Here is a 22,838-nt window from a genome sequence, read left to right as displayed (position 1 = left end):
TTGCAGGCAGCTCGGTTGCCACCGCCTTGGCGGGCAAAGCGATTGCCCACGACAGCCACGACAACAAAAAGGACAATGCACCCAAATTGAACTTGTTGCTGGTCTTCCCAGATGAAATGCGCGCCCATGCGCAAGGCTTCAAAGGTGAAGACCCAGCCATTACACCGCACTTGGATGCCTTTGCCAAACAAGCGAAAGTGATGGATCAAATGGCTTCAAACTACCCATTGTGCTCGCCATTTCGTGGCATGCTGATGACCGGCCAATACCCGCTGCACAACGGCGTGACCGGCAACACCCATGACTACGGCGGCAAAGTCGGCATTGAGCTGTCACCGTATGCTCGCTGCTGGTCAGATGTGCTCAAAGATGAAGGCTACGCACTCGGCTACATCGGCAAATGGCACCTAGACGTGCCGCACGAGCCGTACATTAAAAGCTACAACAACCCGATGGAAGGCCGCTACTGGAATGAATGGACACCGCCAGACCGCCGCCACGGATTCGATTTTTGGTATTCCTACGGCACCTATGACTTGCACATGAAGCCGATGTATTGGGGCAACGACACCCCACGTGAATACCCAGAATACGTTGACCAATGGGGTCCAGAGCATGAGGCTGACATGGCGATCAACTATTTACGCAACGACGGCAACAAATACCGCGACCCGAACAAACCGTTCGCGCTGGTGGTTTCTATGAACCCACCGCACTCCCCTTATGACCAAGTGCCGCAAAAATATTTGGACATGTATAAAGATAAAACCTCAAAAGATCTCAATACACGCCCAAATGTTGACTGGGATAAAAAATACCTTGAAGGCTACGGCCCAGATAATTTCAAATCCTACATGGCGATGGTCACCGGCGTAGACGAGCAATTCGGCCGCATTTTAGCCGAGCTGGATAAACAAGGCTTGAGCGACAACACCTTGGTGGTGTTCTTCTCCGACCACGGTTGCTGCATTGGCTCTCATGGCAAACCAACTAAAAACGTGATTTATGAAGAGTCCATGCGCGTGCCAATGATGTTCCGTCTGCCAGGCAAAATCAAACCAGGTGTTAACCAAAGCTTGATGTCGGCACCGGATATTTACCCAACTGTGCTTGACCTTTTAGGGCTGAAAGACGCCATTCCAGGCAGTGTGGAAGGGGTGAGCTTGGCTGAACAAGTGCTGCACGATAAAGGCGAAAGCCCAACATCTCAGCTCTATTTGTTTGTGCCGTACGGCCAGCCATCTTTCGGCCGCCGCGGCGTACGCACCGCAACCCACACGTTGGAAATTGATCGCCAAGACGGTGAACCGCTCAAATACACCCTCTTTGATAACGTCAACGACCCCTATCAAGAGAAAAACATTGCCGAGCAAAACCCTGAATTGGTGCAAAAACTGATCAAAGAAGAGTTGATCCCTTGGCTTGAAAAAACAGGTGACTCTTGGCGCCCAGTGGAATTTATCACCGGGCCGACCAAGAAAATGCAAAAGAAACTCGACGCTTGTGCCACACCTGAGCAACCCAAAGCGTAATTTTGCGCACAACAATCACTCTCTATTGTAAAATAGGGAGTGATTTTTTTAGGAGGGATTATGCCTGACAACATTCGCTACACCGAGCGCCCCTTTCTCGCGCACGAGCACCCAGGCTGGCGCGATTATTGGCGCGCCTTTCAACAAAATATCGGCAAGTTGTTGAAATTCAAAAAGCCGTTCACCTCACTAGATGCCACTTTGCAAGACACCTTCGCAGACGAAGATTACGATTTTGCCACCGGCTGCGTTGTGCTGCGGGACTATTTTATCCAAAGCTTCCTGCATCACGCCCATTATGACGGCGCCAAAGCCTACTACCCAGGCATCCCCGCCGAGCAAGGAGTGGAGAGCGACGCCATTGAAAGCGCAGCGCGCAGTTACCCGCTGCTGGCGGCGTTTTTGCACAATACAAATAACCAAAACTCCCTGCTCTACCCGCAGGTGCAAGCCATTTTAAAAACGGGCTTTCTCAACGCCACCGACCCACAAAGCAAAGGCTATTGGGGCGAGCTGCATGACTACAGCCAAGTGATTTGCGAAACCGCCGACTTTGCCTTGGCGCTGTGGCTGAGTAAAAGTGCGGTTTGGGCGCAGTATAGCGACGCCGAAAAAGCACAAATCATCCGCTGGTTGAAAAAAATCAGCGATGTCAAAACGGTGGACAACAACTGGCATTTGTTTATCGTACTCACCCAATTGGTGATCCGCGATCTCAGCGGTGACGATGTCGTCAACCACGACCGCTACGCCCGCATCAAAGAGTTTTATGTCGGGGAGGGTTGGTTCCGCGATGGCGCGAAAGGCAATTTTGACTACTACAACTCGTGGGGGTTTCATTACGCGTTGTTTTGGATTGACCAAATTGACCCGAGTTTCGACCGCACTTTTATTGTTGAGAGCGCCAAAACCTTTTGCGAAAAATTCAAATATCTGTTCACGCCACAAGGTTTGACCTTTTTCGGCCGCAGCATTATCTACCGCTTTGCCGCGCCCACCGCGTTGGTCAGCTCGATGATTCAACAAGGGCGCGCCGACGGGCAAGTTAAGCGCATTGTATCTACCCTCAACCGCTTTTTCATTCAACGTGGCGCCATCCAAAAAGGCGTGCTCACACAAGGGCTGTTCAAGGCCGACCGTCGCTTGGTCGACAGCTACAGCGGCTCAGGCAGCGCATTGTGGTCATTGCGCACCTTGATTTTGCTCACCTATGCAGGCGATGAGCTCAACCTGTGGACGCAAGCCGAAGCACCGCTTGAGGTGGAAAAGGGCGATTTCAACATCACCATTGATGCCATTGGCCTGACCATCATCGGCCACCAAAACACGGGTGAAGTGTGCGCTATCTTCAAGCAAAATGACTACCCAAATTACCCGCTTGAAGAGGCTGCCTTGCAACGCCAAGCCTTTTGGCTGCCGCTGGCTGAACGCATTGTCGGGCGCGCCATTCGGCCGAAAAACAACCTCATTCGTAAGGGCGTGACTTGTTACTCGTCTCGGCTGAATTTGTTTTTAAACCCGCCAACGCAATGGCGTAAATAGTCGGGGAATAGAAAGCAAAAAGTGCGGTCAAACCGCACTTTTGTGTTAATTGGTGGTGATCAACCGCTGTGGGTGGAGCGTTTGCCGCTCATCAAACAGCGCCACACCCAAAAACTGCCGCTGCGGGGAAAACACGCGCAGCAACTGGCCAGGCTGCATTTTCACATTGAGCTTAAGCCGCTGGCCTTGGCAAAGGCGCAGTGCTTGGGTGTCATCCAAAATCAGCGCCGGCAGCGTGTCCACTGCGCTGTCGGTGGCCAGCAGCAATTTATCCAAGGCTTGCTCGCCTTGCTCGCTGAGTGCTTGCAGCCGCTCAAGGCTGACCATATTCTCTTGCGGGTAATTGGCCACGCCAATGCGTCGCAGCGTGCTGACATGAGCACCGCAGCCGAGCATTTCACCCAAGTCATCGACCAAGGTGCGAATGTAGGTGCCCTTGGAGCAATGCACTTGCAGGCGCAAAAACGGCGCAGAATAATCCAGCAAATCTAGGCTAAACACGGTGATCGGCCGCGCTTGGCGCTCAATCGTGATGCCCGCGCGAGCGTATTCATAGAGCGGCTTGCCGTTGTGTTTCAGCGCCGAGAACATGGTCGGCACTTGCATCAACTCACCACGAAAGTGCACTAACGCCTGCTCAATTTCGCCCAAATCGCACTTTACCTCACGGGAGCTTATCACCTGCCCTTCGGCATCGGAGGTATCGGTGCGCTCGCCGAGCTTGGCAGTCACCACATAAGTTTTATCGGCATCAAGCAAAAATTGGCTGAACTTGGTCGCCTCGCCCAAACAAATCGGCAACATGCCAGTGGCGAGCGGGTCAAGGGCGCCGGTGTGGCCCGCTTTGTTGGCGTTAAACAGCCGCTTGACCTTTTGCAACAAATCGTTGGAGCTGATGCCTTGCGGTTTGTCGAGCAGCACCACGCCGTCGATATCGCGCCCGCGTTTTCTTGGTCTGCCCACGTTAGTCTTCGTCTTTGTGTTTGGCGTTGTCGTCGTTGACCACTTTGGTCACCAAATTCGACATGCGCATGCCTTCAACCAGGGAGTTGTCGTATTCAAAACGCAACTCTGGCACCACGCGCAGGCGCATCGCTTTGCCCAACAATGTGCGGATGTAGCCTGAGGCTTCGTGCAGGCCTTGCATGCCCTTTTCAACCGCACTTTCATCTTGGTCAAACAAAAAGGTGACAAAAATTTTGGCGTGCTCTAAATCACGCGACAACTCCACATCAGAGACAGTCACCATGCCAATGCGCGGGTCTTTCACCTCGCGTTGCAAAATGACGGCAATCTCTTTTTTGATCTCTTGCGCCACGCGTTGCGCACGGGAAAATTCTCTTGCCATATAAACTCCTTAAAAAACCGCACGTTGCCATTTATAACGCAAAGTGCGGTCAAACTTAGATACTGCGTTTAACTTCAACGGTTTCGAAAACTTCGATTTGGTCGCCCACGCGCACGTCGTTGTAGTTTTTCACACCGATACCACATTCCATGCCGTTGCGCACTTCGTTGACGTCGTCTTTAAAGCGGCGCAGGGATTCCAGCTCGCCTTCGTAGATGACCACGTTGTCACGCAACACGCGGATTGGGTTGTGGCGTTTGACCACGCCTTCGGTGACCATACAACCGGCAATCGCGCCAATTTTTGGTGATTTGAACACATCGCGCACTTCCGCAAGGCCAATGATCTCTTGCTTGAACTCCGGTGAGAGCAAGCCGCTCATGGCTGCTTTCACTTCGTTGATCAAGTCATAGATCACGGAGTAATAACGCAGGTCAATGTTTTCTGCTTCCACCACGCGGCGGGCTGAGGCATCAGCACGCACGTTAAAGCCGACCAAAATCGCATCGGAGGCGGCGGCCAAGGTGGCATCGGTTTCAGAAATACCACCCACACCAGAGCCGACAATTTTCACTTTCACCTCATCGGTGGAAAGTTCAGTCAAGGCTTGGCAAATAGCTTCAACCGAGCCCTGCACGTCCGCTTTGACCACAATGTTGACTTCCGCCACATCGCCTTCGGTCATGTTGGTGAACATATTTTCCAATTTCGCTTTTTGTTGGCGAGCGAGTTTCACTTCGCGGAATTTGCCTTGGCGGTGTAGCGCCACTTCGCGCGCTTTTTTCTCATCACGCACCACGGTGGCTTCATCACCCGCGGCTGGCACGCCAGAGAGGCCTAAAATCTCAACTGGGATAGACGGGCCTGCGGCGTCAATTTCTTTGCCGTTTTCATCACGCATCGCGCGCACGCGGCCGTATTCCAAGCCACACAAAACAATGTCGCCTTTGTGCAAGGTGCCTGATTGAATCAACACTGTGGCAACCGGGCCACGGCCTTTGTCGAGGTAGGATTCAATCACCACGCCGCTGGCCATGCCGTCTTTCACAGCGGTGAGTTCAAGCACTTCAGATTGCAGCAAAATGGCATCGAGCAATTCATCCACGCCAGTACCTTTTTTGGCTGAAACGTGCACAAACTGAGTGTCGCCGCCCCAATCTTCAGAGATGACTTCATATTGTGACAGTTCGTTTTTCACGCGGTCTGGGTCAGCTTCAGGTTTATCAATTTTGTTCACGGCCACCACTAACGGCACGTTGGCCGCTTTGGCGTGTTGAATTGCTTCAATGGTTTGTGGCATCACGCCATCATCGGCAGCCACCACCAGCACCACAATATCGGTGGCTTTGGCACCACGCGCACGCATCGAGGTAAAGGCGGCGTGCCCTGGGGTGTCAAGGAAGGTGACCATGCCGTTGTCGGTTTGCACGTGATAAGCACCAATGTGCTGGGTAATGCCACCCGCCTCACCTGAGGCCACGCGTGATTTACGAATGTAGTCAAGCAGTGAGGTTTTACCGTGGTCAACGTGGCCCATAATGGTCACAACCGGCGCGCGGGTCACCGCTTGCGCGTTGCTGTCACGGTCGCTCAAGAGCGCTTCTTCAAGCTCGTTTTCACGGCGCAGCACCACTTTGTGACCCATTTCTTCCGCTACCAGTTGCGCAGTTTCTTGGTCGATCACCTGGTTAATGGTCGCCATCGCGCCCATGCCCATCATGGTTTTGATCACCTCGGTTGCTTTCACCGCCATTTTGTTGGCCAATTCAGCCACGGTAATGGTTTCACCAATCACCACTTCGCGGTTAACAGGCGCTGCTGGTTTGGTGAACCCTTGTTGAATGGAGCTGCCACGTTTGCCGTTTTTGCCACCGCGGCCGTTTTTCTGGTTGCGGCGGTTAGCTTCGCGCTCAGATTTTGAGCTGTCGTCATCGCGTTTTTTCGCTTTATTGACTTTTTTGTTGCGGTTGCGGCCTTCTTTGCGGCGCGCTTCTTCGTTTTCAGCTTCTTGCGCGTAGCGTGAGGTTAATTTAGCATCGGTGAATTCTTCTGCTTTTGGTTTTCCTCGGCTTCATCGCTGTCTTTCGCCAATGCGGCCATGCGTTTTGCTTCTTCAGCCGCTTGGCGAGCCAACGCTTCGGCTTTTTCAGCGGCGAGTTGCTCAGCTTTACGGCGCAGTTCTGCCTCTTCGGCGCGCAGTTTTTCTTTTTCACTGTCGACTTTTTTCGCCTTGACCGCACTTTCGGCTTTTTCAGCTTGTGCTTGTTTTTGAGCCTCACGTTCGGCTTTGGCTTTGGCTTCACGCTCGGCTTTTTCTTTCGCTTCACGTTCGGCTTTTTCTTTTGCCTCTTGTTTGGCTTTAGCTTCGGCTTCAAGGCGCGCTTTCTCTTCGGCTTTTTTGCGCTCGATGTCTTCTTTCGACACTGGTGTAATAGTGCGTTTTTTGCGCACTTCCACTTTCACTTCTTTCGATTTGCCGCCAGTGCCGGTGATTTTCAAGGTGCTGCGCTCTTTGCGTTGCAGCGTTAATTTTTTCGGCTTCGCGCCTGCGCCACCGAGTGATTTCAATAATTTGCGTTCATCAATCGCGCTGATGGTGTCATCAGCGCCTTTTTCAATCCCAGCGTCTTTGAGCTGGGTTAACAATTTCTCTAGTGGGGTGTTAATTTCCGTCGCTAGATCCTTTACCGTTTTACTCATATCTCCCCCTATTTCGATTCAGCGTCGCTAAACCAGCAAATTTCACGCGCCGCCATAATCAATTGGCCGGCTTTTTCTGCGCTTAGCTCTTCAATGTCTGCCAAATCATCAACACTTTGCTCGGCCAGCTCTTCAAGGTCTGTCACGCCTTTTTCAGCCAGTTTGAACGCAATGTGGCGCTCCATGCCGTCAAGGTTGAGCAGCTCTTCTTGAATGTTGGCTTGCGACAAGCGCTCTTCTTCTGCCAGCGCAATGGTGGTGATCGCACTTTTCGCGCGGGCGCGCAACTCTTCGACCAAGTCTTCATCAAAGCCGTCGATTTCAAGCATATCTTCCGTTGGCACATAGGCGATTTGCTCAAGGGAGCTAAAGCCTTCGTCGACCAAAATTTCCGCGATGTCTTCATCCACATCCAAATGCTCAATGAACAAGTTCAATGCGCGGTCTGTTTCTTGCTGATGTTTCTCGTGCAGCTCTTCGGTGGTCATCACATTTAATGTCCAGCCTGTCAATTGGGTAGCTAAACGCACGTTTTGCCCGTTGCGGCCAATGGCTTGGGCCAAATTGGCGGCATCAACGGCGATGTCCATCGCGTGTTTGTCTTCGTCGACCACAATGGAGCTGACATCGGCTGGCGCCATGGCGTTGATCACAAATTGCGCTGGGTTGTCGTCCCACAGCACGATGTCGACACGTTCACCGCCAAGCTCATTGGTGATCGCCTGCACACGCGCACCGCGCATGCCCACACACGCCCCCACTGGGTCAATGCGGCGGTCGTTGCTTTTCACCGCGATTTTCGCGCGCGAGCCTGGGTCACGCGCCGCACCGCGGATTTCAATCAACTCTTCGCCAATTTCTGGCACTTCAAGGCGGAAAAGCTCGATGATCATCTCTGGTTTTGAGCGAGTGACAAACAATTGCGCGCCTTTGGCTTCAGGGTTGATTTTATACAACACGCCTTTAACGCGATCGCCTGGGCGGAAGTTTTCACGCGGGAGCATATCTTCACGTTGAATCACCGCTTCGGCTTGGTTGCCCAAATCGAGTTGAATCACATCACGATTAACCTTTTTCACAATCCCAGAGACGATTTCGCCTTCTTGGCTGCGGAAGTTTTCCACCACTTTGTTGCGCTCTGCTTCGCGGATTTTGCTGCTGATCACTTGGCGCGCGGTTTGCATGGTGATGCGATCAAACGGGATGGAGTCAATTTCATCTTCAATAAACTCACCCAATTGAATGTTAGGTTCTTCCATTTGCGCCGCTTCAAGGGTGATCTCTTTGGTTGGAATTTCCACTTCTTCCACCACCTGCCAGCGGCGGAAAGTTTGGAAATCCCCTGTTTTGCGGTCAATCACCACGCGCACGTCAATGTCCATTTCGTGCTTTTTCTTGGTGGAAATCGCCAGCGCGTTTTCTAGCGCTTCAAAAATCTTCTCTCTTGGCAGTAAACGCTCGTTTGATACCGCCTCAGCGGCTAATAAAATTTCTTTACTCATGGTTGCCTCTCTACGCTGCGTTGCAGCGGGTATTAATCATCAAAGTGGTAGACGATATGTCCTTTTTGAATATTGCCAAACGCGAAGGTTTGCACCTCGCCGTCGGCGTTAAGTGTCAGCATATCGCCTTCGACACTTTCAAGTTTGCCACGCCATTTTCTGCGATTTGCAACGCTCACGCGCAGATGCACGACAATCTCTTGGCCAACATAGCGGCTATATTGGTCAAGGGTGAATAACGGTCTATCTAAACCGGGTGACGACACTTCAAGGTTGTATTTGTCCGCGATAAAATCTTCCACGTCCATAATCGCGCTGACTTGTCGGCTGACATCGGCGCAATCGTCCACGCTCACGCCACCGTCTTTGTCAATATAAAGACGAACCGTTAAAAATCGACCTGCGCGTTGCACTTCAACGCCCCAAAGCTCGCAGCCATAGGCATCGACCGCACTTTGCACGGCATCAACAATGTTTTGTTCTAGTGTCGCCAAAAGATCCCCCAGTTAAAAAAAGATACAAAAAAAGGGCTGATAGCCCATAAACTTTTGTTTGAAAACTCAAACGCCAACATTATTCCACAAAAAAACCCCTATTGGGGCTTTATGGGCTACACAATTTGCCATGGGGCAAATCGCCATATTCTTCCGCTTATGCGGATTGGTTGCGGGGGCTGGATTTGAACCAACGACCTTCGGGTTATGAGCCCGACGAGCTACCAAGCTGCTCCACCCCGCGTCCGAAACAGCGCACATTATAGCGCTTCTTAGTGGCAATAGCAAGCCTTAAGCCTGCAGGTGGTTAAAAACTAAACCCCGTAAATACGCCAAGATTGCCGCCCACACCGAGGCTGCCGCCGCCGGCGCTGGCACTCACGCCCGTGTTGGCGCAGGCGGCCAACAACACGCTTAACAAGAGGATGAACAGGGATTTTTTCATGCGTTATCCTTTTTCAAAAAATAATCAAACAACTGCAAGCCTGACAGTAAATCTTTGCCGGCAAAACTGCGGGTGGGTTTGAGCAAGTAATAGAGCCACCGCCAGCGCTGTAAAAGTGCGGTTGCCCGCTGATAAATCTGCTCCCCGCCACCTTGGCGATAAGCACTCACGGCGGCGTTAAGCATCGCATCACTGCCTTGCTCACTGCGGTAGAGATCGTGCAAAAACACCAACAAGTCGCGCACTTTGTTGCGCTCAAGCTTGCGCTGATCAAGGGGGGATTCAAAATCGATAAACCGCACTTTGCCTTTTTTATAGCCCATATCCCGCAGCGCAGGGCGGCCATGCACCAGCCCTGTTTGGTGCAGCGCGGCAAGTGCACTGGCGCATTGGGCTACCAGCGCGATTTTGTCAGCATCCGTCATGTCATCGCGGTTGAGCCAGTGGTTGACCGTTTCCCCCACATCGGTGAGCACGAGATAATCGTCACTGGCCTCCACAAGCTGCGCACAGGGTGCGTCGAGTTGGTTTAAGCGGCGCAAGGTAGCAATTTCGGTGGCTAACGCCTGCTTGGGGTTGCCCTTAAGTAGGCGCATTGCACCACGGGTGCGTTCAACTTGTTTGAGCCAATAGGTTTCGCCGTCATAGGTGAAACTCACCACGCGTTGGTCGGCGTGTTGTTGGCGAAGTTGAGCGATGTAGGCCGTTAATGTCATCATAAACTAAAAGAGCGGTCGAAACCGCTCTTTCTATCCTTTTAATACTTATTTTTTATGCAAGCTGAGGCTGGATACGCGATCGCCTTGCAATTGGCAGTCCATCACATAGTATTGGTTGCCGTTTAAGCGCATATCCGCACTCAAGCGGGTGCTGTTGCCGCGGTTGGCTGAGCTGCGGAACACGCGTTTGGTGCCCGCCACTTGTTGCAATTTGGCAATGCAGAGGTAGTTGAGCTTGGCATCGGCGCCTGTGCGCACGCGTGATGGGTTGCGCTCCGCGGCGGTTAGGCCGAACATATTTTGCCATTTTTTCGCTTTGGCATGCCAAGTGGCGGCGTGTTTGGCGGCATCGGCATCGGCGATTTTTTCAACTTTGCCGTTGCTGTTGACCACTTCCACCAATTTGCCTTGGGCGTCAAAGCTATAAATTTCGCCTTTTTCCACCGCGGCGAACAATTTGCCGTCTTTGTAGTAGGCTTTGCTCACATCGCCTTTCACTTTCGCTTCAACAAAGGCCACTTTGCCCGCGCTGGTGTAGGCGCGGTAGGTGTCTTGGTTGAGTTGGTAGGCAAATTGTGGCTGTTGTGCCAGAGATTGTTCCATTTGAGTCAATTGTGAGCCTAGTTGGCTTTCCATCGCGGCAGTCTCGCCTGCGCCTGGCAATTTCACGCCAGTCACATCAGAGATGGTGCTACACGCGCCCAGCGCCAAAGCGGATGATAAAAGCGCAATTTTTGTGATATAGTGTTTCATAGGTCCTCACTTTTGTGAATACGAGTTGTAAGTGCCATTATTCTAGCGTGTTTTTCGCTGGATTAAAACCCAAAAGGATATTTTATGCGCCGAATCCAAAAGGCAGTTTTTGCCCTGTTTGCCCTCATTCTCCCGCTGCTGGCTCACGCGGGTGATTTTCGTATCAGTGAGGGGCAAATCAACCAATACCTCACTGAAAAATTTGGCTATAACGATGATTTTTCTATCCCGATGGTGATGAAAATGCACTATCAGGTCGATTCTCTGCAAGCCAAAGTCGGCGTTAACGACAGTGAAAACGTCCAGCTCGACGGTGCGGTGAGTGCCAACATTCAATTTCAAGGGCAATCCATTGCCAGCAAAATTAATTTGGTGTTTGATGTCACGCCTGTTTACAACGCGGAGCAAGGCTCAGTCTATTTGAAAAATTTGCGCATTTTGCGCTGGTCGTCTCAGCCTGACAAATACGCCGCGCAGCTGCAAACCATTATGCCGCTGATCAGCAACAGCCTTGAGCTGCTGCTCAATCAATTCCCAGTTTACACGCTCGATACTCAAGACAGCACCCAAAGCATGATCAAAGCGATGGTCAAAAAGCTGCGCGTCGAGCCGGGCAACATTGTGCTTGAAACCGGCCTGCCGCTGTAATCAGCGCACCATATGCAAGGCGGCCGCCCCACGCACGCCGCCTGAATCCCCAAAAATCGCTTTTTTGATCACCGGCACCTTGGCGCTGCGCAGCAGGTGTTTCGGCAGCGCTTTTGGCAGTGCGTCATAAATGTGATCAAAATTCGATAAACCACCGCCGAGCACGATCATATCAGGGTCAAGTGCGGTGATGATGTTGCCAATGCAAATGGCCATCAGCTCAATGTGCATCTCCACAAACTCAACCGCACTTTGCTCACCTTGATAAAAGCGCGCAATGATATCAGGCGCTTTCAACGCCTCGCCTTTGAGGTCACGATAGAGCATCTCAAACCCGCGGCCTGAAATGTACGTATCCAAACACGCCTCATTGCCGCAACCGCACTTGTAGATCGGCGCGTTGTCCCAGCCGAGCAATTTCAGCGCGTGGTAGTTTAGCTGAATGTGGCCAAGCTCGCCGGCCATGCCCACATGGCCTGAGTGCGCTTTGCCGTCAAACACCAAGCCGCCACCAAAGCCGGTGCCCAAAATCAAGCCCAGCACAAACGGGTATTGCTGATTTTCTGCCGCCCACGCTTCAGACAGCGCAAAGCAGTTGGCGTCATTTTCTGCCCGCACCTCACGCCCGAGCCGCGCGCTTAAATCACGCAAAATCGGCTTGTTGTCGGCCGCGCGAATGTTGGTGATCTCCGCAATGCCCGTTTCACGGTTGACAAACCCCGGCAGGCCAATGCCGACACTGCCCTGCTCGCCAAATTTTTTATCGGCGTTTTCAACCAAGGCAGCGACGGTTTCAATCCAGCGTTGGTAGTCCTCTTTTGGGGTGTCAACCCGCTCTTTGTGCAGCAAGTTGAACTGGTCATCAAAGGCAGCCAGCTCAATTTTGGTGCCGCCAATGTCTAAGCCGTAATACATCATCACATCTCCTTAAATTTCTCTTTGGCGTTATTTTAACTGAAATTTTGCCGTTGTGTAGGCGCGCGGTGGCAAGATGTGAGATACCACACAAAATTGCGCCAACCGAGCTCAGCTTGTGCTATGATAGCGCCGTTTTCACTTGCATGAGGGTTTAGAGATGGCCAAAATTGAACTTGTGGCGCAAGCCAATTTGCCCACCCGCTATGGGCTGTTTCGCTTGATTGGCTTTGAAATGCCAGAGAGCAAAAAAGAACACGTGGCGCTAGTGATGGGCAAGGTGGACGACGGCGAGCCTGTGCTCACGCGCATTCACTCGGAATGTTTAACCGGCGACACGCTGCACAGCTTGAAGTGCGACTGCGGCTTTCAGCTTGAAACAGCGTTGAAACAAATCAGCGAGCTTGGCCGCGGGGTGTTGATTTATCACCGCGAAGAAGGCCGCGGTATTGGGCTGATTAACAAAATCCGCGCCTACGCGCTGCAAGATCAAGGCCTTGATACGATTGAAGCCAACGAGGCGCTCGGCTTTAAAGCCGATGAGCGAGATTTCACCGTGTGTGCGGATATGCTCGAGGCCCTTGGCGTACACAAAGTGCGGTTGCTAACTAATAACCCCGATAAAATCGACACGCTCAAACGCGCGGGCATCAACATTGTGGAGCGCGTGGCGTTAAACGTGGGGGAAAATCAATACAACAACGATTATCTCCAAGTCAAAGCCGACAAAATGGGGCATTTCACCGGCACGCACAAATGCAAGTGCGGTTGCCACGATTAGTGTGCGACTTTGCGATAAAGGTGCTCGCTGGGCAAGTAGCCTAGGCGGTAGTCCGCGCTGATGCCCTGCACACTCTCACGCACGCGCAAGTAGCGATAGGCTTGAAACAGCGGCAGCACCACTTGCTTGTCGTCCACCACGCCGGCGAGTTTGTCGTAAAGCGCGCGCCGCTCGGCCTCAGTGGTGTTGGGCTGATAAATCGCCTTGAGCACGTTGTCGATCGCCGCATCCTGAATGCCCATTTTGTTGTTCGGGCTGTGGCTATAAAGCGGGTCGAAAAACGCCGCAGGGTCATAAAAATCCGCGCACCAGCCTGAGCGAATCAAATCAAAATCCCCTTGGTTACGCCGCGTGAGCAGCTGCTCGGTGGTCACCATCTCAGATTGAACATAAATCAAATCCGATTGCGACAGCATCCGCACCAGCTGCTGCGCCACCGCGGGGTGAACGCCCGTGTTGTCGTAGATCAAGCGCAATTTCAGCGGCTTTTCACGGCTCACGCCCGCAGCGGCAAGTTGCTGCTCGGGCACCACGGCCGACCAACCTTGGGACTGCGCGTCGGTTTGCAGATTGTGGGGCAAAAATTTGGTGTTCACACGCAAGCCGACCGCACTTTTCGGTAGCAAATCATTTTGCGCCACCATCGCGTCAATCGCTTGGCGCACGGCCTGCTGTTGTAATCTCGGGTGGCGGAAGTTGAATTCGTAATAATAGGTGCACAGTTGCGGCAGTGCCAGCAGCGTGCCCGCCTCACCGTTTGGCGCATCACTTGGCGCGATGTCGAGGGTGTCATCAGCGCCTTGGTGATAGCGCACTTGCTCAAAGGCGACTTTGGCGGCATCAAAATAGTGCGCGTTTTTTTCTAAAAGTGCGGTTTGGCTGTTGTGGGATTTCAATCGATAAGCGCCGTTGCTCACGAGCACATCGGCGTCGCTCTCCCCTTGCGTTTGCGCGTCAAACACCGGCAACAATGCCACATGGGCGAGCAATTTCGGCAAAAAAGGCACCGGCTCGCTTAAGGTTAATTGCAAAGTGCGGTCATCCATGGCCTGCACGCCAAGGCTCTCGACGCCCACTTTTTTGGCCAGCACCTCGTCGATATTGGCAAGATGGAGATAGCGCAAATAGTCTTTCAATGGGCTATCACTCAAGGCCAGCTGCCACCAGCTGCGGACAATATCTTGCGCGGTCAGCGGCTGGCCGTTTGACCACTGGGCATCTTCACGCAAATGAAATTGCCACACCGTTGGCGAAAGCGCCTGCCAATGGCTGGCGAGTGCCGCTTCCAGCTCGCCTTGCGCATTGAGGCGCACAAGGCCGGTGTAGAGGTCAAAAATCAGCGCGCGCTGCTCGCTTTCGGTGATGTTGTGAGGGTTAAACACAAAGGCAGAGTTCATGCCGCGCTCAAGGCGCTTGCGGTGGAGCTCATCGCCTTTGGGCGCTTTCACCACCTGCGCGTCTTGGCCGGCCGGAGGCGGGCTTGGCGGCTTGGGGTCACAGCCTGCCAGCAAAAGTGCCAGCAGCGCGCACCCAACAGGCAAAGTGCGGTTCATTAGTGCATCAACCCAGGGAAGAGGTTGCCAATGCCAGCTACCGCCACCTCAATGCCCAACGACATCAAAATCACGCCCATGATCCGTGTCACCACGTTGCTGCCGGTTTTGCCCAAAAGGCTCACAATATACGGCGCGGAGCGAAAGAGCGCGTAGCACAGCAGCGCAAAGAGCAGCACAGCGATGGAAAAGGCGGTGAGATCCAGCCATGAATTGTAGCGCGACGACCACACAATGGTGGTACTGATGCTGCCAGGCCCCGCCATAATCGGCATGGCCAATGGCACCACGGCGATGTTGTTGTATTCGGTCACATCGGTGGTTTTTTCTTCTTTGTTTTGTTTTTGATCGCCGAGTTTGCCGTTAATCATCGTCATCGCGATGGAGACGATCAACATCCCGCCAGCGATGCGGAAGGCATCAATTGAAATGCTAAACAGATTGAGGATAAGCTGGCCGACAAACACGCTGATCAGCAAAATCACCGCCACTGCCACGCAGGTCATCAGGGTGGTTTTTTTGCGCTCCGCCTCGTATTGGTTGGCGGTCATGCTGACAAAAACAGGCAAGATCCCAAACGGGTTCACAATAGCCACAAGCCCAATGAAAAATTGGACGTAAACAGAAAGATTTGGTAAGTCCACAATAAAACCTTAAGTTACATAAGTCGATTCGACTGTACACTATACCCGATTACGGTGCGATTATCATCTAAAGTCACTGGATTTGCTGAACAAATGGCATTAATTAACCAATATTGCCCACTGCCCACCTTTGGCACCACCCATGGCGCAGGTTTTGGCACGTTGTAGAACATCCGCTCAGAGAGGTTTGGATAAGTGATCACCTCAACAATGCGCATTTCGCCTTTGCGGCAATTAAACACGGTGGTTTGGGAATAGAGGTTGGCTTTGTCACTGGTGCCCAGGGAGGCGATGCGAAAATCACGTTTTTTGCCCGTGCCGACCCGCACTTTGCCCAGCCGCACGCTGTAATCCCCCACATAGAGGTAGGCGTCCATGCCGACTTGATCGGTAATTTTGGCGTTGACTTTTGGTAATTTATCAACACTGGTGCTGCCGTCAATCAGCGTGTTGAGCCAATCGTGCATCATGTCGATATAGCTGCCTGACATCACAGAGTTTTCAAGATTGTGTTCATGTGAGGGCGCAAGGCTTGTGGTCAGTTTCGCACCGCGTGCGGGCAAAGTCGCAGCCATCAGCAACAGGGTAGTTATGACTATTGATTTTGTATGTGAATACATTGTCACCTCGAGTGAGTTTGAATCAGCGTCAAAAATCAACGTTCTGAAAAGTTGCTTACCCAAACAACAAAATTAGAACATAATTTTAGCATTATAGGGCGTTTTTTACGTAAACAAAAGCCGCTGTTCAAAAATTGCATTAGTTGACATTAGTAAACGCAGGGCTGAAAAAAATTATTTGATAATAGTTATCATTATCTATAAACTAGCCATTTTATTTCCACACACACTTTAGGAGATTTTATGCAAAAAGGCATCCACCCAGACAACTACCGCACCGTGTTGTTCTACGATTCCAACGCCAAAACAGGCTTTTTGATCCGCTCTTGTGCGCGCACCAACAACACCATGAAATGGGAAGACGGCAACGAATACCCTGTGTTTATTTGTGATACCTCATCTGCCTCTCACCCGTTTTACACTGGCAAAACCCGCCAAGTGGCTGCCGAAGGCCGCGTGAGCGAGTTCACTAACCGTTTCGCCAAATTTGGCTTGAAAAGCAAATAAGGTGGCATTATGCAAGTGTTAACCTCTCTTAAAAGCGCCAAAACACGCCACCCCAACTGCAAAGTGGTGCGCCGCCACGGTGTGGTGTATGTGATCTGCAAAGAAAATCCGCGTTTCAAAGCTCGCCAGGGCGGCAAAAAACGCAAATAATATAAAGTGCGGTCAACATGACCGCACTTTGCTTTAATGATGCCAAATCAAAATCAACGCAATGGCACTCACCAGCCACGCCAAGGTAGCCGCTACTAAGCTCCACTCAATGGTATATTTGTCAACCAAATAATACATCACCAGCAAATAGATAAAATACGGCACCATCGCGCCCATCGAAAAGAGCAATGTGGCTTTGAGGTTGATGATCGGCTGCTGCTTGGCCACCAAATAGTGCGCAATAATGGCAAAAGTGGGGAACAAGGGCGCGAGGCCGGCGAGATAATAATGTCGGCTTTTGGCAAACATCGCGATCACCACCACCAACACGGCGCCCAACAGGGCTTTAAACAGTAATGCCACACACGCTCCTTGCAAGATTCAATAGGGTTATTTTTGCACACTCTTACGCTTGGTGCTATGTAAAAATTCACCTTTTTTTAACACAATCTTCACCGCCATTGCCTTGTCAGCACCGCACTTTTGGCCTAAAATAACGGATTATTTTGAGTTCAGAGGCAGCTGTGTCACAAATCAAGTTAATCGTGGGCTTAAACAACCCTGGCAGCCAATACGACGGCACTCGCCATAATGCGGGCGAATGGGTGCTCAGCGCGCTGTGCGATCGCAACAACGTGCGCTTGGTGCCTGAGAGTAAATATTTCGGCGCCACCGCCAAAGCCACGATTGAAGGCCAAGACGTGCGGTTGCTGTTGCCGTCAACCTTTATGAACCTCAGCGGCAAAGCCGTGGGCGCGCTGGCGAACTTTTTCCGCATTGCGCCGCAAGAGATTTTGGTCATCCACGATGAGCTTGACCTGCCACCCGGGGTGGCCAAATTCAAGCTCGGCGGCGGCCACGGAGGCCACAATGGGTTGAAAGACATCATCGCGCGCTTAGGCAACCAGCGCGATTTTTACCGTCTGCGCATCGGCATTGGTCACCCAGGTGACAAAGCATTGGTGAGTCACTATGTGCTGTCTAAGCCTGCGCCGACTGAACGCGATAAAATCACGCAAGCCGTGGATGAAGCCACGCGCTGCATTGAATTAATGCTTAAACAAGACATCACTACAGCCACAAACCGCCTTAACGGGTTTCGGGCTGCATAACAATAAGGACTTTTTATGGGATTTAAGTGCGGTATCGTCGGCTTGCCAAATGTGGGCAAATCCACGCTGTTCAACGCGTTAACCAAAGCCGGCATTGAAGCGGCCAACTACCCTTTTTGCACCATTGAACCAAACACCGGCGTGGTGCCGATGCCAGACCCGCGCCTTGATGCGCTGGCCCAAATCGTCAACCCGCAGCGTGTGTTGCCAACCACTATGGAGTTTGTCGACATTGCAGGCTTGGTGAAAGGCGCCTCCACTGGCGAAGGCTTGGGCAACAAATTCCTCGCCAACATTCGCGAAACCGATGCCATTGGCCATGTGGTGCGCTGCTTTCAAAACGACGACATTGTGCACGTGTCAGGCAAAATTGACCCCGCCGATGACATCGACATCATCAACACAGAGCTTGCGCTGGCAGATTTAGAAAGCTGCGAAAAAGCCATTCAACGCCTGCAGAAAAAGGCCAAAGGCGGCGACAAAGAAGCCAAATTTGCCCTCACGGTGTTGGAAAAATGCCTGCCTGTGCTCGAAAATGCCGGCATGCTGCGCACGTTGGATTTTGACAAAGACGAAGTGGCAGTGTTGAAAAACTACAACTTCCTCACCATGAAGCCGACCATGTACATCGCCAACGTCAACGAAGATGGCTTTGAAAACAACCCATTTTTAGACAAAGTGCGGTCAATCGCTGAAAAAGAAGGCTCTGTTGTGGTGCCCGTTTGTGCGGCCATTGAGGCTGAAATCGCCGAGCTGGAAGACGACGAAAAAGACGAATTTTTAAGCGAGCTAGGCCTCGATGAGCCAGGGCTCAACCGCGTGATTCGCGCCGGCTACGAACTGTTGAACCTGCAAACCTACTTCACCGCAGGCGTGAAAGAAGTGCGCGCATGGACAGTCTCCGTGGGTGCCACCGCACCGAAAGCGGCGGCGGTGATCCACACCGATTTTGAAAAAGGCTTTATCCGCGCGGAAGTCATCGGCTATGATGATTTCATTCAATACAACGGCGAAAACGGCGCCAAAGAGGCGGGCAAATGGCGCCTTGAAGGCAAAGACTACATCGTGCAAGACGGCGATGTGATGCACTTCCGCTTTAACGTATAACCTGCTAAGCCACCGCACTTGCGGTGGTTTTTCTTTCCACTTTTTGCTTAATTTGCGATCCAGATCACTGTGCCGCTGTGCTTGCTTGATTGTGCTGGTGGTGAAATTTTGATAACGTGATTTAACATTTTATTTTCAATTTGTTATCAAAAACCACACAAAAGGAGCGCACCATGAAAAAATTTGCCAGCGTTGTTTTGCTGAGTTTGTTTGCCAGCAGCAGTTTTGCCGCCCCAACTATCAAAGAGTGCCTTGCTCCAGCAGGCCCTGGCGGCGGTTGGGATTTCACCTGCCGCAGCGTATCGAAACTTTTGTTTGAAGAAAAACTGGTGCCTAACCCGATTCAAACCGTCAACATGGCGGGCGCCGGCGGCGGTGTGGCGTTTGCCCATGTGGTGTCGAAACGCAAAAAAGACGATGGCTTGTTTGTCGCCGCCTCCACCGCCACCACCACGCGCTTGGCGCAAGGGCAATTTAAGGGCATGAACGCCGACATGGTGAAATGGGTCGCCGCCATCGGCGCTGACTACGGCGTGATTGCGGTGAAAAAGGACGCACCGTATCAAAACCTCACCGAGCTGATGGACGCGCTGAAAAAAGACCCAAGTGCGGTCAAATTTGCTGGTGCCAGCTCCGTGGGCGGGTGGGATCACCTCAAAGTGTTGATGGCCGCGCAAGAAGCCGGCGTGGATAACGCCAAAGATATCCGCTACCTCTCGTTTAACAACGGGGGCGATGCCATCACCAAAGTGCTTGGCGGGCATTTGGATGCTTTCACAGGGGATATTTCAGAGGCGCAAGGCTTTATCCAATCCGGCGATTTGCGCGTGCTGGCGGTGCTGGCCGACGAGCGCTTGCCTGCGCCGTATGACGCCATTCCAACCGCCAAAGAGCAAGGCGTGAACACCACAGCTGCCAACTGGCGCGGGTTCTATCTGCCAAAAGAGATCAGCGACGACACCTACAACTGGTGGGTGACCACCCTCGATAAACTCAACGATGACCCGAAATGGAAAGCGGTGATGGCGCAAAATGGCCTCATGCCGTTTCATAAATCAGGCGCGGCATTTACCGACTACGTCAACACGCAAATTGCCGATATTCAAGCCATTTCAAAATCCCTTGGTGTGATGAAATAACGCGAGGTGCGCATGGGGCAAACAACATTCGCCGATCGCCTATTTGGGCTGTGCATGGTGCTGCTGGCGCTCACCTATGGCTACCTTGGCCTGGAGTTTGAGCAGCCCTTTGGCGCCCATGAAACCATTGGCCCTCGCACGTTTCCAACCATCATTGCGGTGCTGCTTGGCCTCTCGGGCCTTTGGCTGGTGATCAAACCGCAAGAAAGCAGCGGCTGGGCGCGCGGTAAAACGTGGCTGTTGCTGCTGGTGGTGGTGCTTGTGTTGGTGGTTTATGCCCTGCTGCTCGAGCCCCTTGGCTTCATCCCCACCTCACTGCTGTGCTGCGGCTTTTTGAGTTATCTGATGGGCGCCAAGCCCGTGAGTGCCTTTGCCATCGCCGCCGTCTACTCAACCGCACTTTATCTTTTATTCAACTTTGTGCTTGAGCTGATGCTGCCAGCGGGCATTTTGGGAGGTGTGTTATGACCACGCTGGATTTGTTGTTAAACGGTTTTGTGGCGGCGCTCACCTGGCAAAATCTCGCCTTTGCCGCCCTTGGTTGCACGCTAGGCACCTTAATCGGCGCCCTGCCAGGGCTGGGGCCGGCCAACGGGGTGGCGATTTTGATCCCGCTGGCCTTCAGCCTCGGGCTTGACCCAACCACCGCGCTGATTTTGCTCACCGCGGTCTATTCCGGTGCGATGTACGGCGGGCGGATCTCCAGCATCTTGCTCAACATTCCTGGCGATGAACCCGCGCTGATGACCACGCTCGACGGCTACCCAATGGCCAAGCAAGGCAAAGCGACGGAAGCGTTAGTCTTCTCAGCGGTGGCTTCGTTTGTGGGCAGCTTGCTGGCGACCGTCGGCTTGGTGCTGCTCGCGCCCTTGTTAGCCAAAGCCGCATTACACTTCGGCCCGCCGGAATATGTTGCGCTCTATATTCTCGCCTTTGCCGCCCTCGGTGGCATCACCAGCAAAAGTGTCGCCAAAACTTTGGTGGCCACCGCACTTGGTTTGATGATCGCCACCGTCGGCATTGATGCCAGCACAGGCATCCCGCGCTATACTTTTGACATTCTTGAATTGTACGAAGGGATTGATTTCATCATTGTGTTAGTCGGCTTGTTTGCCATCAGCGAATTGCTGTTGTTTATCGAAAGCCACCGCCACGAGGTGCGCGAGATGATGCGCATCAACAAGCTTAAAATCAAACTGGCCGATGTGTTTGCGCTGCTGCCAACCTCGTTTCGCGGCGCGATTTTGGGCTTTGTCGCTGGCGTCTTACCTGGCGCGGGCGCGTCATTGGGCAGCTTTATCAGCTACACGCTCGAGAAAAAATGGGTGGATAAGCACAACACCTTTGGCACGGGTGACCCTCGCGGTGTGGCCGCTCCTGAAGCGGGCAATAACGCCGCCGCCAGTGGCGCGCTGGTGCCAATGCTGACCCTCGGCGTGCCTGGCAGTGGCACCACCGCGGTGCTGCTGGCGATGCTGATTTCGCTCAACATCACGCCTGGGCCAATGCTCTTTCAACAAAATGCCGAGCTGGTGTGGACGGTGATTGCTGCGCTGTTTATCGGCAATGTGTTGCTGCTGTTGCTCAACATCCCGATGGTCGGCTTTTTTGTCAAAATATTATCCGTGCCGCCGCGCTATTTAATGCCAGTGGTGACATTGGTGGCGATTTTAGGCATTTATGCCCTCAGCCACAGCGTGATTGATCTTTATATGATGATCGGCTTTGGCGTGATGGGTTATATTTTGCGCAAAATTGAGATCCCGCTGGTGCCGATTATTCTCGGCATGCTGCTCGGCCCTGAGCTGGAAATTGCCCTGCGCCACTCGCTGATGATCTCAAACGGCGATTGGGCCATTTTGTGGGGCAGCCCGCTGGCGATTGGCTTGTGGCTAGTGGCTATTATCGGCTTAATTTTGCCGATGCTTGTCGGCCCAATCCTGCGCGCTAAAATGAAAGCCACCAGCCAAGGCGTTGATGATTAAAGCGCCTGCGCGTCTAAAAACTCAAACACCGCCTGCGGGTGGTGTTTTTTTAGGTACGTTTGCAAATAGGCCGCGCTGCTGCGTTCGATTAAGGCGTCTTTTTTGGGGTAGCGATTGTAAATCAGCGTGTGCACAGGAATCTGGCGCGCACGGCACACCTCAAGGCTGAGCAAGGTGTGGTTAATGCTGCCCAATTTGCCGCTGGTGACTAAAATCAGCGGGTAGCGGTGTTGTTGAATGTAATCCAGCGAGGTGAGCGTGTCATTGAGCGGCACCGCCAAGCCGCCTGCGCCTTCCAGCAGCACCACATCGTAGCGCTGTGCCAGCGTTTGGCTGTCTTGGGTGATGCGTGCAAGATCTATCGCGCGCTCTTCCATCTCGGCGGCCAAGTGCGGTGAGCACGGGTAGTGATAGATAAAACGGCACGTCAAGCCGCTTAAATCATCCTCATTGAGCGCCACGCCCTGCACTTTGCGGTGGGTGAGGATATCCTCAGAGAGCCTCTCACAACCCGTTTGCACCATTTTTTGTGTGATAACCCGCACGCCTTGTTGCGCAAGCTTGCGGGCATAAACACCGGTGGCGATGGTTTTGCCCACCTCGGTGTCGATGCCAGATACAAATAAAATCTGCCCTGCCATG

24 protein-coding genes, 1 tRNA gene and 2 pseudogenes are annotated in these 22,838 nt (G+C 52.6%); 11 read left to right on the top strand and 16 right to left on the bottom strand.

Annotated features, from left to right (window positions below; genetic code table 11):
* The coding region (locus HPC37_RS07610) for a sulfatase-like hydrolase/transferase (RefSeq protein ID WP_208122558.1) at positions 1-1,532 on the top strand (1,532 nt) is incomplete at its 5' end.
* Positions 1,533-1,592: 60 nt separating this feature from the next.
* Entirely contained in the window at positions 1,593-3,074 is a 1,482-nt protein-coding gene (locus tag HPC37_RS07605) for a DUF2264 domain-containing protein (RefSeq protein ID WP_208122557.1), read from the top strand.
* Between the two features lie 45 nt (positions 3,075-3,119).
* Here the strand turns inward: HPC37_RS07605 and truB are convergent, their stop codons facing one another.
* The 10 genes and pseudogenes from truB to HPC37_RS07560 all read right to left on the bottom strand — a co-directional run bounded on the left by truB (position 3,120) and on the right by HPC37_RS07560 (position 11,035).
* Positions 3,120-4,037, bottom strand: coding sequence for a tRNA pseudouridine(55) synthase TruB (truB, locus tag HPC37_RS07600; protein ID WP_208122556.1), 918 nt, complete (start codon positions 4,035-4,037; stop codon positions 3,120-3,122).
* 1 nt (position 4,038) lies between these two features.
* On the bottom strand, positions 4,039-4,422 hold the full coding sequence (rbfA, locus tag HPC37_RS07595; protein ID WP_208122555.1) for a 30S ribosome-binding factor RbfA: 384 nt from the start codon (positions 4,420-4,422) through the stop codon (positions 4,039-4,041).
* Between the two features lie 55 nt (positions 4,423-4,477).
* A pseudogene (infB, locus tag HPC37_RS07590) lies at positions 4,478-6,990 on the bottom strand (translation initiation factor IF-2).
* 45 nt (positions 6,991-7,035) lie between these two features.
* A pseudogene (locus tag HPC37_RS10950) lies at positions 7,036-7,122 on the bottom strand (translation initiation factor IF-2 N-terminal domain-containing protein); the annotation flags it as partial.
* A gap of 8 nt (positions 7,123-7,130) precedes the next feature.
* Positions 7,131-8,624 (bottom strand): transcription termination factor NusA, encoded by a 1,494-nt coding sequence (nusA, locus tag HPC37_RS07585; protein WP_208122554.1) that lies wholly within the window; start codon positions 8,622-8,624, stop codon positions 7,131-7,133.
* Between the two features lie 32 nt (positions 8,625-8,656).
* Positions 8,657-9,118 (bottom strand): ribosome maturation factor RimP, encoded by a 462-nt coding sequence (rimP, locus tag HPC37_RS07580; RefSeq protein ID WP_208122553.1) that lies wholly within the window; start codon positions 9,116-9,118, stop codon positions 8,657-8,659.
* Between the two features lie 167 nt (positions 9,119-9,285).
* A tRNA-Met gene (locus tag HPC37_RS07575) sits at positions 9,286-9,362 on the bottom strand.
* A 63-nt stretch (positions 9,363-9,425) separates the two neighbouring features.
* Positions 9,426-9,563, bottom strand: coding sequence for a hypothetical protein (locus tag HPC37_RS07570; RefSeq protein WP_208122552.1), 138 nt, complete (start codon positions 9,561-9,563; stop codon positions 9,426-9,428).
* On the bottom strand, positions 9,560-10,282 hold the full coding sequence (locus HPC37_RS07565) for a BUD32 family EKC/KEOPS complex subunit (protein WP_208122551.1): 723 nt from the start codon (positions 10,280-10,282) through the stop codon (positions 9,560-9,562). Before HPC37_RS07565 ends, HPC37_RS07570 begins: the two co-directional genes overlap by 4 nt.
* Before the next feature lie 45 nt (positions 10,283-10,327).
* Positions 10,328-11,035 carry a hypothetical protein gene (locus HPC37_RS07560; RefSeq protein WP_208122550.1) on the bottom strand — a complete coding sequence of 236 codons (708 nt, stop codon included), beginning with the start codon at positions 11,033-11,035 and terminating at the stop codon, positions 10,328-10,330.
* A gap of 84 nt (positions 11,036-11,119) precedes the next feature.
* On the opposite strand from HPC37_RS07560, the gene HPC37_RS07555 reads away from it, so the two are divergent.
* The gene (locus HPC37_RS07555; RefSeq protein ID WP_208122549.1) at positions 11,120-11,683 is read left to right on the top strand and encodes a YceB family lipoprotein; all 564 of its coding nucleotides are present in this window, start codon (positions 11,120-11,122) and stop codon (positions 11,681-11,683) included.
* Here HPC37_RS07555 and nagK read toward each other — a convergent pair whose 3' ends face one another.
* Positions 11,684-12,598, bottom strand: a complete 915-nt coding sequence (gene nagK, locus HPC37_RS07550; RefSeq protein WP_208122563.1) for an N-acetylglucosamine kinase — start codon at positions 12,596-12,598, stop codon at positions 11,684-11,686.
* Positions 12,599-12,758: 160 nt separating this feature from the next.
* Between nagK and ribA the strand changes: the two genes are divergently transcribed.
* Complete coding sequence (ribA, locus tag HPC37_RS07545) at positions 12,759-13,379, top strand: GTP cyclohydrolase II (protein ID WP_208122548.1); 621 nt, start codon at positions 12,759-12,761, stop codon at positions 13,377-13,379.
* On the opposite strand, the gene HPC37_RS07540 is transcribed toward ribA, so the two are convergent.
* Genes HPC37_RS07540 through HPC37_RS07530 form a run of 3 tightly spaced genes read right to left on the bottom strand, consistent with a single transcriptional unit; the run spans position 13,376 to position 16,067 of the window.
* A complete protein-coding gene (locus HPC37_RS07540; protein WP_208122547.1) occupies positions 13,376-14,932 on the bottom strand; it encodes a peptide ABC transporter substrate-binding protein in 1,557 nt (518 codons plus the stop codon). The genes ribA and HPC37_RS07540 overlap by 4 nt on opposite strands.
* The gene (locus HPC37_RS07535) at positions 14,932-15,576 is read right to left on the bottom strand and encodes a YchE family NAAT transporter (RefSeq protein ID WP_208122546.1); all 645 of its coding nucleotides are present in this window, start codon (positions 15,574-15,576) and stop codon (positions 14,932-14,934) included. Before HPC37_RS07535 ends, HPC37_RS07540 begins: the two co-directional genes overlap by 1 nt.
* A 14-nt stretch (positions 15,577-15,590) precedes the next feature.
* Positions 15,591-16,067: a hypothetical protein gene (locus tag HPC37_RS07530; RefSeq protein ID WP_208122545.1), complete on the bottom strand. Its 477-nt coding sequence runs from the start codon at positions 16,065-16,067 to the stop codon at positions 15,591-15,593.
* Positions 16,068-16,439: 372 nt separating this feature from the next.
* On the opposite strand from HPC37_RS07530, the gene HPC37_RS07525 reads away from it, so the two are divergent.
* Together HPC37_RS07525 and ykgO are read left to right on the top strand one after the other, a co-directional pair.
* Positions 16,440-16,703, top strand: coding sequence for a type B 50S ribosomal protein L31 (locus HPC37_RS07525; RefSeq protein ID WP_208122544.1), 264 nt, complete (start codon positions 16,440-16,442; stop codon positions 16,701-16,703).
* A gap of 9 nt (positions 16,704-16,712) precedes the next feature.
* On the top strand, positions 16,713-16,853 hold the full coding sequence (ykgO, locus tag HPC37_RS07520; protein WP_208119295.1) for a type B 50S ribosomal protein L36: 141 nt from the start codon (positions 16,713-16,715) through the stop codon (positions 16,851-16,853).
* A 33-nt stretch (positions 16,854-16,886) separates the two neighbouring features.
* Here the strand turns inward: ykgO and HPC37_RS07515 are convergent, their stop codons facing one another.
* Positions 16,887-17,216, bottom strand: coding sequence for a GlpM family protein (locus HPC37_RS07515; RefSeq protein ID WP_208122543.1), 330 nt, complete (start codon positions 17,214-17,216; stop codon positions 16,887-16,889).
* A gap of 161 nt (positions 17,217-17,377) precedes the next feature.
* Here HPC37_RS07515 and pth point away from each other — a divergent pair, with 161 nt between their 5' ends.
* From pth to HPC37_RS07490, 5 genes are all read left to right on the top strand, one after another.
* Positions 17,378-17,965 (top strand): aminoacyl-tRNA hydrolase, encoded by a 588-nt coding sequence (gene pth / locus HPC37_RS07510; protein ID WP_208122562.1) that lies wholly within the window; start codon positions 17,378-17,380, stop codon positions 17,963-17,965.
* Positions 17,966-17,980: 15 nt separating this feature from the next.
* Positions 17,981-19,072: a redox-regulated ATPase YchF gene (ychF, locus tag HPC37_RS07505; RefSeq protein WP_208122542.1), complete on the top strand. Its 1,092-nt coding sequence runs from the start codon at positions 17,981-17,983 to the stop codon at positions 19,070-19,072.
* A gap of 173 nt (positions 19,073-19,245) precedes the next feature.
* On the top strand, positions 19,246-20,211 hold the full coding sequence (locus HPC37_RS07500) for a Bug family tripartite tricarboxylate transporter substrate binding protein (protein WP_208122541.1): 966 nt from the start codon (positions 19,246-19,248) through the stop codon (positions 20,209-20,211).
* Between the two features lie 12 nt (positions 20,212-20,223).
* On the top strand, positions 20,224-20,679 hold the full coding sequence (locus tag HPC37_RS07495) for a tripartite tricarboxylate transporter TctB family protein (protein WP_208122540.1): 456 nt from the start codon (positions 20,224-20,226) through the stop codon (positions 20,677-20,679).
* Positions 20,676-22,196, top strand: coding sequence for a tripartite tricarboxylate transporter permease (locus HPC37_RS07490; RefSeq protein ID WP_208122539.1), 1,521 nt, complete (start codon positions 20,676-20,678; stop codon positions 22,194-22,196). Before HPC37_RS07495 ends, HPC37_RS07490 begins: the two co-directional genes overlap by 4 nt.
* Here HPC37_RS07490 and bioD read toward each other — a convergent pair.
* The gene (gene bioD, locus HPC37_RS07485) at positions 22,193-22,837 is read right to left on the bottom strand and encodes a dethiobiotin synthase (RefSeq protein WP_208122538.1); all 645 of its coding nucleotides are present in this window, start codon (positions 22,835-22,837) and stop codon (positions 22,193-22,195) included. The genes HPC37_RS07490 and bioD overlap by 4 nt on opposite strands.
* Position 22,838 lies beyond the last annotated feature (1 nt).

It is taken from the genome of Spirabiliibacterium mucosae, from assembly GCF_014884965.1.
GTDB lineage: Bacteria > Pseudomonadota > Gammaproteobacteria > Enterobacterales > Pasteurellaceae > Spirabiliibacterium > Spirabiliibacterium mucosae.
This window is presented reverse-complemented; position numbering and strand designations above follow the sequence as displayed.

Excerpts from the sequence above, each read along its gene's own strand:
- HPC37_RS07605 (WP_208122557.1), top strand. The coding sequence starts at position 1,593 with ATGCCTGACAACATTCGCTACACCGAGCGCCCCTTTCTCGCGCACGAG.
- rbfA (WP_208122555.1), bottom strand. The coding sequence starts at position 4,422 with ATGGCAAGAGAATTTTCCCGTGCGCAACGCGTGGCGCAAGAGATCAAA.
- nusA (WP_208122554.1), bottom strand. The coding sequence starts at position 8,624 with ATGAGTAAAGAAATTTTATTAGCCGCTGAGGCGGTATCAAACGAGCGT.
- HPC37_RS07570 (WP_208122552.1), bottom strand. The coding sequence starts at position 9,563 with ATGAAAAAATCCCTGTTCATCCTCTTGTTAAGCGTGTTGTTGGCCGCC.
- HPC37_RS07565 (WP_208122551.1), bottom strand. The coding sequence starts at position 10,282 with ATGATGACATTAACGGCCTACATCGCTCAACTTCGCCAACAACACGCC.
- HPC37_RS07560 (WP_208122550.1), bottom strand. The coding sequence starts at position 11,035 with ATGAAACACTATATCACAAAAATTGCGCTTTTATCATCCGCTTTGGCG.
- HPC37_RS07555 (WP_208122549.1), top strand. The coding sequence starts at position 11,120 with ATGCGCCGAATCCAAAAGGCAGTTTTTGCCCTGTTTGCCCTCATTCTC.
- nagK (WP_208122563.1), bottom strand. The coding sequence starts at position 12,598 with ATGTATTACGGCTTAGACATTGGCGGCACCAAAATTGAGCTGGCTGCC.
- ribA (WP_208122548.1), top strand. The coding sequence starts at position 12,759 with ATGGCCAAAATTGAACTTGTGGCGCAAGCCAATTTGCCCACCCGCTAT.
- HPC37_RS07540 (WP_208122547.1), bottom strand. The coding sequence starts at position 14,932 with ATGAACCGCACTTTGCCTGTTGGGTGCGCGCTGCTGGCACTTTTGCTG.
- HPC37_RS07530 (WP_208122545.1), bottom strand. The coding sequence starts at position 16,067 with ATGTCAGGCAGCTATATCGACATGATGCACGATTGGCTCAACACGCTG.
- HPC37_RS07525 (WP_208122544.1), top strand. The coding sequence starts at position 16,440 with ATGCAAAAAGGCATCCACCCAGACAACTACCGCACCGTGTTGTTCTAC.
- ykgO (WP_208119295.1), top strand. The coding sequence starts at position 16,713 with ATGCAAGTGTTAACCTCTCTTAAAAGCGCCAAAACACGCCACCCCAAC.
- ychF (WP_208122542.1), top strand. The coding sequence starts at position 17,981 with ATGGGATTTAAGTGCGGTATCGTCGGCTTGCCAAATGTGGGCAAATCC.
- HPC37_RS07500 (WP_208122541.1), top strand. The coding sequence starts at position 19,246 with ATGAAAAAATTTGCCAGCGTTGTTTTGCTGAGTTTGTTTGCCAGCAGC.
- HPC37_RS07495 (WP_208122540.1), top strand. The coding sequence starts at position 20,224 with ATGGGGCAAACAACATTCGCCGATCGCCTATTTGGGCTGTGCATGGTG.
- HPC37_RS07490 (WP_208122539.1), top strand. The coding sequence starts at position 20,676 with ATGACCACGCTGGATTTGTTGTTAAACGGTTTTGTGGCGGCGCTCACC.
- bioD (WP_208122538.1), bottom strand. The coding sequence starts at position 22,837 with ATGGCAGGGCAGATTTTATTTGTATCTGGCATCGACACCGAGGTGGGC.